At 73.1% G+C, this 12,714-nt stretch carries 14 protein-coding genes; 4 read left to right on the top strand and 10 right to left on the bottom strand.

The window, feature by feature from the left end; all coding sequences use genetic code 11:
• Together ABT232_RS04350 and ABT232_RS04345 are read right to left on the bottom strand one after the other, a co-directional pair.
• Window positions 1-263 (bottom strand): ATP-binding cassette domain-containing protein (locus ABT232_RS04350; protein WP_351835630.1); only part of this gene is annotated, 263 nt, incomplete at its 3' end.
• A gap of 26 nt (window positions 264-289) precedes the next feature.
• Entirely contained in the window at window positions 290-955 is a 666-nt protein-coding gene (locus ABT232_RS04345) for a DUF4097 family beta strand repeat-containing protein (RefSeq protein ID WP_351835627.1), read from the bottom strand.
• A 239-nt stretch (window positions 956-1,194) separates the two neighbouring features.
• Between ABT232_RS04345 and ABT232_RS04340 the strand changes: the two genes are divergently transcribed.
• Window positions 1,195-1,941 (top strand): GbsR/MarR family transcriptional regulator, encoded by a 747-nt coding sequence (locus ABT232_RS04340; RefSeq protein WP_351835624.1) that lies wholly within the window; start codon window positions 1,195-1,197, stop codon window positions 1,939-1,941.
• Here ABT232_RS04340 and ABT232_RS04335 read toward each other — a convergent pair.
• A complete protein-coding gene (locus ABT232_RS04335; protein WP_351835622.1) occupies window positions 1,856-3,301 on the bottom strand; it encodes a PTS transporter subunit EIIC in 1,446 nt (481 codons plus the stop codon). The genes ABT232_RS04340 and ABT232_RS04335 overlap by 86 nt on opposite strands.
• A 141-nt stretch (window positions 3,302-3,442) precedes the next feature.
• Here ABT232_RS04335 and ABT232_RS04330 point away from each other — a divergent pair, with 141 nt between their 5' ends.
• Complete coding sequence (locus ABT232_RS04330) at window positions 3,443-4,249, top strand: AfsR/SARP family transcriptional regulator (RefSeq protein WP_351835619.1); 807 nt, start codon at window positions 3,443-3,445, stop codon at window positions 4,247-4,249.
• Between the two features lie 61 nt (window positions 4,250-4,310).
• On the opposite strand, the gene ABT232_RS04325 is transcribed toward ABT232_RS04330, so the two are convergent.
• Complete coding sequence (locus tag ABT232_RS04325; protein ID WP_351835616.1) at window positions 4,311-4,733, bottom strand: nuclear transport factor 2 family protein; 423 nt, start codon at window positions 4,731-4,733, stop codon at window positions 4,311-4,313.
• 195 nt (window positions 4,734-4,928) lie between these two features.
• Here ABT232_RS04325 and ABT232_RS04320 point away from each other — a divergent pair, with 195 nt between their 5' ends.
• Window positions 4,929-5,714, top strand: coding sequence for an SDR family NAD(P)-dependent oxidoreductase (locus ABT232_RS04320; RefSeq protein ID WP_351835614.1), 786 nt, complete (start codon window positions 4,929-4,931; stop codon window positions 5,712-5,714).
• Between the two features lie 178 nt (window positions 5,715-5,892).
• Here the strand turns inward: ABT232_RS04320 and ABT232_RS04315 are convergent, their stop codons facing one another.
• The 3 genes from ABT232_RS04315 to ABT232_RS04305 are packed head-to-tail and all read right to left on the bottom strand — an operon-like array spanning window position 5,893 to window position 8,687.
• The gene (locus ABT232_RS04315) at window positions 5,893-6,150 is read right to left on the bottom strand and encodes an acyl carrier protein (protein ID WP_351835611.1); all 258 of its coding nucleotides are present in this window, start codon (window positions 6,148-6,150) and stop codon (window positions 5,893-5,895) included.
• A 54-nt stretch (window positions 6,151-6,204) separates the two neighbouring features.
• Window positions 6,205-7,422: a ketosynthase chain-length factor gene (locus ABT232_RS04310; RefSeq protein WP_351835608.1), complete on the bottom strand. Its 1,218-nt coding sequence runs from the start codon at window positions 7,420-7,422 to the stop codon at window positions 6,205-6,207.
• Window positions 7,419-8,687, bottom strand: a complete 1,269-nt coding sequence (locus ABT232_RS04305) for a beta-ketoacyl-[acyl-carrier-protein] synthase family protein (RefSeq protein WP_351835605.1) — start codon at window positions 8,685-8,687, stop codon at window positions 7,419-7,421. Before ABT232_RS04305 ends, ABT232_RS04310 begins: the two co-directional genes overlap by 4 nt.
• Window positions 8,688-8,916: 229 nt before the next feature.
• Between ABT232_RS04305 and ABT232_RS04300 the strand changes: the two genes are divergently transcribed.
• Window positions 8,917-10,173: an MFS transporter gene (locus ABT232_RS04300; RefSeq protein ID WP_351835603.1), complete on the top strand. Its 1,257-nt coding sequence runs from the start codon at window positions 8,917-8,919 to the stop codon at window positions 10,171-10,173.
• Here ABT232_RS04300 and ABT232_RS04295 read toward each other — a convergent pair.
• The 3 genes from ABT232_RS04295 to ABT232_RS04285 all read right to left on the bottom strand — a co-directional run bounded on the left by ABT232_RS04295 (window position 10,163) and on the right by ABT232_RS04285 (window position 12,460).
• The gene (locus ABT232_RS04295; RefSeq protein WP_351835601.1) at window positions 10,163-10,552 is read right to left on the bottom strand and encodes a lipocalin-like domain-containing protein; all 390 of its coding nucleotides are present in this window, start codon (window positions 10,550-10,552) and stop codon (window positions 10,163-10,165) included. The genes ABT232_RS04300 and ABT232_RS04295 overlap by 11 nt on opposite strands.
• Window positions 10,553-10,554: 2 nt before the next feature.
• Window positions 10,555-11,607, bottom strand: coding sequence for an LLM class flavin-dependent oxidoreductase (locus tag ABT232_RS04290; protein WP_351835599.1), 1,053 nt, complete (start codon window positions 11,605-11,607; stop codon window positions 10,555-10,557).
• 88 nt (window positions 11,608-11,695) lie between these two features.
• A complete protein-coding gene (locus ABT232_RS04285; RefSeq protein WP_351835596.1) occupies window positions 11,696-12,460 on the bottom strand; it encodes an SDR family oxidoreductase in 765 nt (254 codons plus the stop codon).
• Window positions 12,461-12,714 lie beyond the last annotated feature (254 nt).

Below are 12,714 nucleotides of genomic sequence, written 5' to 3'. Positions count from 1 at the left end.
GCCGAGAACTGGCCGGTGACGCCGATCGCGGCGCGGACCGCCTGCGGCTCGGCCGCGAGGTCGTGGCCCGCGACCTGCGCCTGACCGCCGTCGGCGCTGATGAGAGTGGAGAGGATCTTGACCGCGGTGGTCTTGCCGGCACCGTTCGGACCGAGCAGGGAGAAGATCGTTCCTTCCGGGACGGAGATGTCGACACCGTCCAGGACGACCTTGTCGCCGTAGGACTTGCGCAGCCCGTTCGCCGCGATGGCCAGGGTGGTCATGAGGGAGTTCTCCTTCTTCCCGGATGTCACAGGCTGCGGGCGGTGATGTCGCCGTGGGAGGTGGTGGCGCGGATGTCGAGGCCGGTGGTGCCGTCGTTCTTCAGGGCGTTGCTGACGCGGCCGTGGCCGGTGCCCGCGTCCAGGGCGGCCGAGACTCCGGCGGCGGCGGCCACCGTGATGTCACCGGCCTGGGTGCTGAGCACGACCGTGCCGCGTACCGCCTCGGCGATCCGGATGTCGCCCCGCGCGGTGCTGATCTCCGACGGGCCGTTCAGGCGGCCGATCTCGACGGTGCCGTCGATCGCGGTGAGGCGGACGCTCGCGGCCTCGTCGATCTTGATGCAGCGGTAGGCGCCTTCGAAGTCGATGTCGCCGAGGCGGCCGACGCAGCGCAGTTCGGAGCTCGCGGTCCTGGCCTCGACGCGGGAGCCGGCGGGCACCTGGACGGTGACCTCCACGGAACCGGAGGCGCCGAGGAGCTGGCTCTTCGGCTCGGGAGCGTGGATCCGCAGGACTCCGTCGGCGTAGCTGACGGTGGTCTGCTCGGCGGACCGGACGTCGCGGCTCTTGCCGGGGTCGGCCGGAAGGACCTCGACGGTGGTGTCGGCGCGGTCGGCGGCGATGACCTGGATGCGTCCGGCGGGGACGGCGAGGACGGCGGAGACGGGGGCGGTGGTGGCGAACTTCTGCATGGTGGGCTCCGGGGTCTCGGTGGTGCGTTCCTTGTTTCCGACATTGGAAAAGCTACGTTGCTTTCCAAGAGGTGGCAACAAGTTCGTTGCACTCGAAGTGTGTTCATGCAGTTCAAGGGCGTAAAACTGTTGCAACGGCTCGCCGGTAACGCAACGTCAGCAGTCGTTCTCATTGCAATGGGTGACGCTGAACGCTATGGTGGGGGCAGTTGCGCCGGAAGATCAGCTAGGAGAACGCGATGCCTGGAGGCAGGCTCACCCAGCAGGAACGCCAGCAGATCGCGCTGGGGCTGGCCGACAGCCTCCCCTACGCCGAGATCGCCCGCCGTCTGGACCGGCCGACCTCGACGGTCACGCGTGAGGTGATGCGCAACGGTGGCCCCACCGCCTACCGCGCCGACCTGGCCCACCGCGCCACCGAGCGCCGCGCGCACCGGCGCGGGCCCGCCGCACCGCGCGGAACCGCGGCGGTCCCGCAGCCGCACGGACGCGACGCCGAGGCCGTCGCCGAGTACGAGGAGACGCTCACCACCGTCCTCATGGCCTCGGGCATGAGCAAGATGCCGGCGCGGGTGCTGACCTGCCTGTTCACCACCGACGCGGGCAGCCTCACCGCGTCCGAACTCGCTCAGCGCCTCCAGGTGAGCGCGGCGTCCATCTCCAAGGCGACCACCTTCCTGGAGAGCCAGACCCTCGTCCGCCGGGAACGCGCGGAGGGCCGCCGCGACCGCTACGTGGTCGACAACGAGCTGTTCTACCAGGCGACGATCGCCAGCGCCCGGGCCAACGACCAGCTCGTCGCGATCACCCGCCAGGGCGCCGCCGTCCTCGGGCCCCAGACCCCGGCCGCCGTCCGCCTGGAGAACATCGCCCGCTTCCTCGACTTCATCAGCGACAGCATCACCCGCGCCGCCGAACAGGCCCGCGAAGTCCTCCACACCAGCCTCGAAGCGGCTCCCGACGACCGCTCCGGCGACCGCTCCTGAGCCCGAACGCGTACGTCGCCGCGAAGCCCACCGCATAGCCCGTCAGCAGGCCGCCCGCGTAGATCGCCGCCGTCGACATCAGCCCCCGCTCGCCCGCCAGCAGCGGGAACAGGGCCCAGCCCGACGGGCCGATCGCCGTCGCGCCGACCGTGTCGCCGAGCATCGCGAACACACCGAGGAACGCGCCGCCCGCCGCGCCGCCGACGCAGGCGGTCAGGAACGGACGGCCCAGCGGCAGGGAGACGCCGTAGATCAGCGGCTCGCCGACGCCCAGCAGCCCGGCCGGGAGCGCCGACCTGATCGTCGTACGCATCGACGCGTCGTGGCGCATCCGGACGTAGACCGCCAGCGCCGCGCCCACCTGGCCCGCGCCCGCCATCGCCAGGATCGGCAGCAGGACCGTGCTGCCCTGCTCGTCGATCAGCGTGGCGTGGACGGGGATCAGGGCCTGGTGCAGACCGAGCATGACCAACGGCAGGAAGAGGCCGCCGAGGAGGAGGCCGGCGAGGGCGCCCGTGGTCGCCAGCAGCCAGTTCGCGGCCGTGCCGATCGCCGTGGAGACCGCGCCCGCCGCGTACATCAGGCCGTAGAGCGTCGCCAGACCCGTGACGAGGACCGTCAGGGTGGGGGTGAGCAGGACGTCCAGCGCGGCCGGGATCCGGCGGCGCAGCCGCTTCTCCACGTACGTGCCCAGCAGCGCCGCCGCCAGCGCGCCCAGGACGCCGCCCTGACCGGGAGCCAGCTGGGTGCCGGACACCGTCACCTTCGCCACACCGGGATAGACGACGATCGCCGCCACCGCCCCGCCCAGCACCGGTGTGCCGCCGAACTCCTTCGCCGTGTTGTGGCCGACGAACACCGCGATCAGCGCCATGAACGCCGAGCTGATCGCGGCCAGGGCCGGGGTCAGCGACGGCAGCAGGCCCGCGTTCACCAGCAACCCGTTCACGCCCGCCAGCACCCCGCAGCCGATCAGCGCGGGAATCAGCGGCACGAAGACGTTCGCCACCCGGCGCAGCGCCAGCTTCAGCGGGGTCGCGTTGCGTTCGCGCCGGGCCGCCCTCAGCTCCTCGCCCCGCGCCGCCAGTTCCGGCGCCCGGCCCTCCGGCGCGAGCAGCGCCTCGAACTCCGGCGTCACCCGCGCCACCGTCCCCGGGCCCAGCACGATCTGGTACGTGTCGTCGGCCACCACGCCGAGGACGCCCGGCAGCGCCCGCAGCGCCGCCTCGTCGACACGGGCGCGGTCGACGAGACCCAGGCGGAGGCGGGTCATGCAGTGGGCGACGGAGGTGACGTTCTCGGGGCCGCCGACCAGGGGCAGAAGGGCGGCGGCCAGGGTCCGGGCGGCGGTCTCGGTCATGGGGCCACCATGCGACGCGGACCGCCCGCGAGCCGTCCGGCACACCGCCGGGGTCGCCCGCCCGGCGCGTGAGATATTCACGGTTCGGTCGAGCCTGGCTTCACTGGCTGAAAGGCATGCCCCGTTGCCATCCTCGAGGGCATGGAGATCAGAGTTCTGGGACCGCTCGAAGCGCGTGTGCACAACTCGTCGATCGTGCCGACCGCCGGGAAGCCCCGGCAGATCCTCTCACTGCTCGCCTTGAGGGCCGGTCGGGTCGTGCAGGTGGAGACCCTGATGGCCGAGGTGTGGGGCGAGAGCATCCCGCGCAGCGCCGCCACCACCTTGCAGACGTACATCCTGCAACTGCGCAGGAAACTCACCGCGGCCGGAGTCGAGCAGACCGGCCGCACCGCCAAGGACGTCCTCCAGACGTGCTACGGCGGCTATCGCCTCGTACCCGATGAACTGACGTGTGACTTCACGGAGTTCCAGCGGATCGTCCGGCGCGGCGGGGGAGCGCTGGCCGACGGGGACCCGCACACGGCGGCCGCGCAGCTCGGCCGGGGGCTGGAGCTGTGGCGGGGGCCCGCGCTGGCCGACGTACCGGTCGGCCAGGTGCTCGGCATGGAGGCCATCGGGATGCAGGAGGAACGTTCCCGTGCCCTGGAGATGCGGCTCGACGCCGATCTGCGGCTCGGCCGGCACGCCGAACTCATCGGCGAACTGCGGATGCTGGTGGCGCAGCAGCCGCTGCACGAGACACTGTCCGCACTGCTCATGACCGCCCTGTACCGGGCGGGCTACCCGTGGCGGGCGCTGGACACCTTCCAGTCGCTGCGCCAGGCCCTCGTCCGGGAGCTGGGCATCGAGCCCTCGCCCCGGTTGCAGCGGCTCCAGCAGGCCGTGCTCAGCAACGACCACCACCTGCTGGAAGCACCCACCTCCGCGCCGTACGTGCTCGCCTGAGCGGCGGCACCCGGGGGAGACGGCGCGCGGGCGGGCGAAGGGTGCCCACCGCGCGCCGCTGTCACACCAGCTGGTCGTAGCTGACGGACCGGGAGCGCAGCAGGATGCCGCCGTCGGTGGTGTCGAGCACGTCGTGCACCACGGTGGACGGCCAGACCTCCGGCCGCTCGTTCGGGCGCACCCGCACGATCAGCGCGTACACGGTCGAGCGCACGCTGCCGTCGTCCTGCGGGTCCAGGACCATCTGGTTGAAGTAGTGGCGGCGCCGCGTCGGATCGTCCTCGTACTTCTTCAGGAACGACCGCAGCTCGGCGAGGATCGCGTCCCGGCCCACCACCGGGTCGACACCGGGCGTGTGCTGGAAGCTGCCCTCCTTGGTGAAGGAGTCCGCGTACTCCTCCAGCCGGCCGTTGTCGAGCGCCTGCATCTGGCGGGCGTAGAAGTGCTGCACCTGCGCGTAGAAAGCGCTGCTGACCGTCTCCACGATCGACCTCCGCGAAATCGGATAGGGGCCTGAGGGCGCGGCCAGCGTCACCCCGCCCGCTCGAGCGCAGGTGGAGCCGGAGCCTCCGTCGGACGAGGGGCCTTCCAGACGCCTTCCAGCAGCGCGCGAGCAGCCCCGCCCACCCTCGTCGGGCGTCGCCCACCCAGCCCACGCAGCGAACACGGGAGAAGACACATGACTACTGCGGTCAAGCCGGTGGCCCTGGTCACGGGAGCCACGAGCGGGATCGGCCTGGAGGTCGTCCGGCGGCTCGCCGGGAGGGGAGCGCGCGTCTACCTGTGCGCCCGCGGCCAGGACCAGGTGTCGGCCACCGTCAAGGAGCTGACGGACGAGGGGTACGAGGTGGACGGCACCGTCTGCGACGTCGCCGACCCCGGCGCGATCAAGGCGTACGTGCGGGCCGCCGTGGACCGGTTCGGGCCGGTGGACATCCTGGTCAACAACGCCGGCCGCAGCGGCGGCGGCGCCACCGCCGAGATCGCCGACGAGCTGTGGTTCGACGTGATCAACACCAACCTCAACAGCGTCTTCCTGATGACCAGGGAAGTGCTCACCACCGGCGGCATGCTCGCCAAGGGCCGCGGCCGCGTCATCAGCATCGCCTCCACCGGCGGCAAGCAGGGCGTGGTGCACGCCGCGCCGTACTCCGCCTCCAAGCACGGCGTCGTCGGCTTCAGCAAGGCGCTCGGACTGGAACTGGCCCGCACCGGCATCACCGTGAACGCCGTCTGCCCCGGCTTCGTGGAGACGCCGATGGCCGAACGGGTGCGCGGCCACTACGCCGGCATCTGGGGCGTCACCGAGCAGGAGGCCCACGACCGCATCACCACCCGCGTGCCGCTCGGCCGGTACGTGGAGACCCGTGAGGTGGCCGCCATGGTCGAGTACCTGGTGAGCGACGACGCCGCCGCGGTGACCGCGCAGGCCCTCAACGTCTGCGGCGGCCTCGGCAACTACTGAGCCCCCGCGGCGACCGCCACCCGCAAGGGACGGCGGCCCGGCATCCGCCGGGCCGCCGTCCCTTCGTCCTTTTGCCCTTTTGTCCTTTCGTCCCGCCGTCCCGCCGTCGTGCGCGTGGACAGCGAACGGGGCCCGCGTCCCCGGAGGGACACGGGCCCCGGCAGGCCGTGCGGGCCGTTCAGACGGCCACCGGCACCACCGCGTTGACCACGTCCAGCAGGATGCGCGGGGTCTCCGCGTCACCGAGCAGGTCGTCGGATATGTCGACGCCGTAGTCCTGCTTGATCCGGGCCGCGCTCTCCATCAGCGCGAGCGAGTCGTAGCCCAGGTCCTCGAAGCGCACGTCGAGGATGTCGCCGCTCAGGTCGATGTCGTCGTCCGCGCCCGCGCAGGCGATGAGCACACGGCGCAGGTCGTCCAGGGTCAGCTCGGTCATGGTCGCTCTCCTGTGAGTGGGAAGGGTGTGCGGATGGTCTTCGGGAAGCCCGGCTCAGTCGCCGTCACGGGTGACGACGACCGCCGAGTTGAAGCCCCAGCGGCCCCGGGCCAGCACCAGCGCCGACCGCACCCGCCGGGTGCGCGGCTCGCCGGTGACCAGGTCGATGCCGTACTCCTGCGGCACCCGCGTCGAGTTGCCGCAGGCCGGGATGACGCCGTCGCGCATCGACAGCAGCGCTGTCACCACGTCCGCCGGCCCGCCCCCGGCGTACATCCGGCCGGTCAGCGTCTTCGGCACCGACACCGGCACGCCCCGCGGGCCGAACACCTCGCGCAGCGCCCGCGCCTCGTCCCGGTCCAGGTCGGCCAGCCCGGCGGCGTCCGCGAACACCACGTCGACGTCACCGGGGGCGAGCCCGGCGTCCGCCAGGGCCAGTTCGGCGGCCCGGCGCAGACCGGGCTCCCGGTCCGAGCCCGGCTTCGGGTCGAACGTCGAGGCGTAGCCCGCGATCTCGCCGTAGACCTGCGGCGCCCCGCGCCTGCGGGCCACCTCCGCGTCCTCCACGACGAGGATCGCCCCGCCCTCGCCGGGCACGTGGCCCGAGGCCCGCTCGTCGAACGGCAGATACGCCGCCGCCGGGTCGGTGGCCGTGCTGACCCGGCCGCCCGCCAGCTGCGCGGCCCAGCCCCACGGGTCGAACGCCGAGTCCACCCCGCCGCACACCACCAGACCGGTGCCGCGGCGCACGGTGCGCCGGGCGTGGCCGATCGCGTCCAGGCCGCCGGCCTGCTCGCCGACCAGCGCGGCGCTCGGCCCGCGCAGCTTGTGGCGGATGGAGATCTGGCCGGTGTTGACGGCGTAGAACCAGGCGAAGGACTCGTAGACGGACACGTACTGCGGGCCCTTCGACCACAGCTTGTGGAACTCCCGGTGGGTGAACTCGAAGCCGCCCAGGGCGTTCGCGGTGACCGTGCCCATGTCGTAGTCCGGCAGCGACTCCTCGTCGACGTCCGCGTCGAGCAGCGCCCAGGCGGCCACCGCCAGCGCGTACCGGGTGGACACGTCGGTCTGTGGCAGCAGCCGGCTCGGCAGGTGCTCGGCGGCGTCGAAGTCGGTGATCCGCCCGGCCAGCCGGGACGGGTACTTCGACACGTCGAAGCCGGTCAGCTCACCGATGCCGCTCCGCCCGGCGAGCGTCGCCTTCCAGAACGCCTCCACACCGAGCCCGTTCGGCGTCGCCGCGCCGATCCCCGTGATGACGGTGCTCATACGCCGGCCACCTCCGGGCGGTGCAGGACCATCGCGCTCTGGAAACCGCCGAAGCCGCTGCCGACCGTCAGCACCGTGTCGACCCGCTGCTCGCGGGCGGTCAGCGGCACGTAGTCCAGGTCGCACTCCGGGTCCGGCTCGTGCAGGTTGGCCGTCGGCGGCACCACGTCGTGCTCGATGGCCAGCAGCGAGGCGGCGATCTCGATCGAGCCGATCGCGCCCAGCGAGTGGCCCACCATCGACTTGATCGAGCTGACCGGCACGTCGTAGGCGTGCTCGCCGAGGCTGCGCTTGAAGGCGGCGGTCTCGTGCCGGTCGTTCTGCTTGGTGCCGGAGCCGTGCGCGTTGACGTAGTCGACGGCGGTGCGGTTCAGCCGGGCCTCGTCCAGCGACACCCGGATCGCCTCCGCCATCTCCCGGCCGTCCTTGCGCAGACCGGTCATGTGGTGGGCGTTGCAGCGGGTGGCGTAGCCGCCGACCTCCGCGTAGATGTGCGCGCCGCGCCTGCGGGCCGCCTCGTACTCCTCCAGCACGAACATGGCCGCGCCCTCGGCGAGCACGAAGCCGTTGCGGGTGCCGTCGAAGGGCCGGGAGGCGTGCGCGGGGTCGTCGTTGCGGGGGGTGGTCGCCTTGATGGCGTCGAAGCAGGCGACCACGATCGGCGAGATCGGGGTGTCGGCGGCGCCGGCCACCACCGTGTCGGCGGAACCCTCGCGGATCAGCTGGACGCCGTAACCGACCGCGTCCAGACCCGAGGTGCAGCCGTCGGACACCATCGTCACGGGGCCCTCGGCGCCGACCTCCCAGGCCACCTCGGCCGGCATCACACCGGGCGAGAGATAGTCGAACATGTGCGCGGACAGGTAGGCGGGGTCGACCTCCCACTCCCGGCCGGCGTCGGACATCACCAGATACTCGTTCTCCAGGCTCGTCGCCGAGGCGACCGCGCTGCCCAGACTGACCCCCACCCGGTGCGGGTCCACCGCGCCCACGTCGAAGCCGCTGTCCGCCAGCGCCTCCCGGGTGCAGGCCACGGCGAACTGCGTCGCGCGGTCCATCCGGCGGATCTCACGGGGGCCGAGCCCCTCGGCGCGGGGGTCGAAGTCGACCTCGCCGGCGATCCGGGAGCGGAACGGCGAGGCGTCGAAGAACGAGATGCCCCGGGTCGCGGTACGGCCCTGCGACAGCAGATCCCAGAACGCCTTCGTTCCGGTGGAGCCAGGGGCCCGCACACCGATCCCGGTGATCACCACGCGCCGGCTCATGACCGGCTCGCGTTCGTTGAGGACATGACTGCTGTTCCTTTCACCTCGGACTCACCACGGGCACTACCGGAGTTACCGGCCGCAGGCTGTGTCCGGTGGCTAGAACCGGGCTGGAGCACGACCGCGTACCGCAGTGGAGACTGAGGAGGATCAACCGGTGGCGCACGCGACCGGCGCTCTAGGCAGACCCCGGACCATCCGGGGGCACGACCGACGGAGAGGGATGCGCGTGACCGCTCAGCCCGTGCGCGGCCGGAACCGGCCGTCCGGCCCGCCGCGCCTGCTGAAAGCCCTGGCGGTCCGCAACTTCCGGCTCTTCGCGGGCGGCCAGGTGCTGTCCGTGATCGGCACCTGGATGATGGTCACCGCCCAGGACTGGCTGGTGCTGCGGCTCACCGACGACTCCGCGTCGGCCCTCGGCACCGTCACCGCCCTCCAGTTCACCCCCATCCTCCTGCTCGCCCTGCACGGCGGACGGCTCGCCGACCGCTACGACAAACGCCGGCTCCTCCAGGCCGCCAACCTGGTCTCCGCCGTCCTCGCCGCGCTGCTCGCCCTCGCCGTCGCCACCGGCGAGGTGCGGACCTGGCACATCTACGCCTGCGCGCTCGGCCTCGGCACCGTCAACGCCGTCGAGATACCGGTGCGGATGAGCTTCGTCACCGAGCTCGTCGGAGCCGAACTGCTGCCCAACGCCTCCGCGCTCAGCGCCGCCTACTTCAACATCGCCCGCGTCGCCGGTCCCGCCGTCGCCGGAGTGTGCATCACCCACTGGGGCACGGCGCCGGTCATGGCCGTCAACGCCCTCAGCTACGGCGCGACCGTCGGCGCCCTCGCCCTGATGCGCCCCGCCGAACTGCACCGGCAAGGCGCCCGGCCGGGGCCCGCCCGGGTCCGCGACGGACTGCGGTACGTGCTCGGACGGCGGGACCTGGTGCTGCCGCTCGGGGTGGCCGCGGCCGTCGGCACCTTCGGGTTCGCCTTCCCGCTGACCCTGCCGCTGCTCGCCAAGACCGAGTTCCACACCGACGCGGCCTCCTTCGGCCTGCTCAGCAGCGCGCTCGCCGCGGGCTCGCTGCCGGCCGCGCTGGTCACCGCCGGCCGCCGGGGCCGCCCCGGTCCCTGGCCGGTCGTCGTCTCGGCCGCCGCGTTCGGCGCCCTGGAGACCGCGTGCGCCTTCGCCCCCACCTACGGCACGGCCGTCGCCGTCCTCTTCTGCACCGGCTTCGCCATGCTCTACTTCGCCCAGGCCGCCAACCACCGCATCCAGCTGGGCGCCGAGGCCGCCTACCGGGGCCGCGTGCTGGCCCTCTACATCCTCGTCTTCCAGGGCTCCACCCCGCTGGGCGCGCTGCTCCTGGGACGACTCGCGGACGACTTCGGCGTACGGTCCGCGCTGGCGGCCGGCGGCGCGGTGTCCCTGCTGGCCGCCGCGGTGGCCGCCGTCGCGCTGTGGCGCTCCCCGGACGACACGCCTACCGGGTGACCCGGCGCCAGCGCAGCCGGCGGTTCCGGGGCCGGCCGCCGATCAGCGCGGTGCCGGACAGCAGCAGGTCCTGGCCGTCGAGACGGACCTCGCGGAGCTGGTCCGTGCCGACGAGGTGCGGATGGGCGCTCACCGCCACCCGGTGCGTCATCCGGTCCCCCTCCAGGAACCAGCGCCCCGCGTATCCCATGAACGTCTCGCCCGCGGACGCGTCGCCGGGGCCCCGCATCATGCTGACCGTCATATGCCCGTCGGCGGTGTACACCAGCATCCCCCGCGGCTCGGTGCCGAGCGGTCCGGGTGCCTCCGACCCGTCGGCGCCGACCTCGTGATAACCGACCAGTTCCCACACCCCCACCGGCTGCCAGCGCATCCCCATGGTCACCGGCTCCCCGTGTCCGCGGTCGCCCGCCCCGCCGCACCGCCGGTCCGCGCGCGCAGCACCGGGACCACCTCACCGCCCAGAAGGTCCAGTTGCTCGGCGACGAGGTCGCGGGGCATGCCGGGCATGTCCAGGGCGAACAACTGGCGCTGATGGCCGTAGCGCTCGTGGAAGCCGAGGACCGCCTCGGTCACCTGCTGAGGGCTGCCGACGGTCAGCGTGGTCGACGCCATCTCCCGCTCCAGCGCGCGGGGCCCGGCCGGCATCCCGCGCGAGGCCAGCCACTGCGCGTGGTACGGCCGGAACCGGCGCACCGCGTCCTGACTGCGCCGCGCCACATGCAGCTGGCAGCCCGCGCCGACGACCGCCCGCCCGGGCGCGTGGCCGTGCGCCGCCCAGGCCCGGCGGTAGTGGTCGGCCAGCGCGCCGAAGTGCTCCCGCGGCCCGAACAGGTTGTTCAGGAAGAGCGGTTCGCCGTACCGGGCGGCCATCTCGGCCGTCTCGGGGCTGCGCACCGCGCCGTGCCAGATGACCGGCGGCTGCCCGTACGGCCGGGGCAGGGTGGTCACCTGGCGCAGCGGGGTGCGGAACCGCCCGGTCCAGTCGACGTCCTCCTCCCGCCACAGGGTGCGCAGCAGCCGGTGGTTCTCGGCGAGCAGCGCCTGCTGGTCGTCGGGGTGGCGGCCGAACAGCGGGAACGTGCGCCACGACACCCCCTTGCCGATCATCAGGTCGACCCGGCCCCCGGACAGCTGCGACAGCGTCGCGAAGTCCTCCGCGACCCGCACCGGGTCGAGCGTGGTCAGCAGGGTCACCGCGGTGCTCAGCCGCAGCCGCGTGGTGCGGGCCGCGATCTGCGCCAGGATCACGGTGGGCGAGCTGGTGACGAACGGGCCGTCGTGGTGCTCGCCGACCGCGAAGACGTCCAGGCCGGCCTGCTCGGTCAGCTCGCCGAACAGGACGACGTCCCGCAGCCGTTCGCCCTCGGTGGCGGTGCGGCCGGTCAGCGGATCGGGGCCCAGGGCGCCGATGCTGAAGATTCCGAATTCCATGGGGTCCCTCTCGGGCGGGATGGGCGGGATGGGGCGGAAGAGGCGGGAAGGGGCCGGGACCGGCGTACGGCGGTGCTCCGGCCGTGGCTCACAGCCGTGAGCCGCCGCTGACGTCGATGCACTGCCCGGTGATCCAGCGGGAGGCGTCGGAGGCCAGGAACGCCACCACGTCGGCGATGTCGTCGGGCAGGCCGATCCGGTCGAACACCGACCACCGGGCGAGCGCGGCGGCGCCCTCGGGCGTGGCGCGCAGGAAGGCGTTCATGTCGGTCTCCACGAACCCCGGCAGGACCGCGTTGACCGTGATGCCGCGCGGGCCGACGTCCTGCGCGACCGTCCGCGTCATCGTGTTCAGGGCGCCCTTGGACAGCGAGTAGACGACCGAGTCCGGGTACGCCATCCGCGTCACCCCGGACGACACGTTCACCACGCGCCCGCCCTCGGACATCCGGCGCAGCGCCTCCTGGGTGAGGAACAGCGGGGCCCGCACGTTCACCGCGACCAGCGTCTCGAAGGTCTCCTCGGTGACGTCCGAGACCCGGCCCAGCAGATGCGCGGCCGCGTTGTTCACCAGCACGTCCAGGCCGGGCCCGGCGCCGCGCGCGGCCAGCTCGGCGTCGTACCGCTCGAAGAGCCGCCGGGCGGCGCCGGGCGCGGCCAGGTCGGCGCCGACCGCGAAGGCACGGCCGCCGGCCTTCTCCGCCAGGGCGACCGTCTCGGCGGCGGCCGTGGCGCTGCGCCCGTAGTGGACCGCGACCAGCGCGCCCTCGGCGGCCAGCCGTACCGCGATCGCCCGTCCGATGCCCCGGCCCGCGCCCGTCACCAGCGCGGATCTGCCGTTCAGAACTCCCACAGCCGCTCCTCCACCCCCGCGGCGACCTCCGCCCCGGCACCGGCCCCACTGTCGGCGGTCCGCTCGAACGGCGCTTGAGCGGCGCTGGGGCACGGCGCTCGGCCCCTGAGCTCGGCCCTTGCGCGGGGGGTGGCGGGGCTCGGCGCTGGTTCGGTCGCGGGGGTCGGCGGGGTGGTCGGCCCTTGCGCTGGGCGCGGTGCTCGGTCCCTGCGCTCGGCCCTTGCGCGGGGGGTGGCGGGGCTCGGCGCTGGTTC

Origin of the sequence: Streptomyces sp. NPDC001532, assembly GCF_040298625.1 — a bacterium.
Taxonomy (GTDB): domain Bacteria; phylum Actinomycetota; class Actinomycetes; order Streptomycetales; family Streptomycetaceae; genus Streptomyces.
The sequence above is the reverse complement of the archived record's forward strand: the minus strand, read 5'-3'. Positions and strand labels throughout refer to the sequence as shown.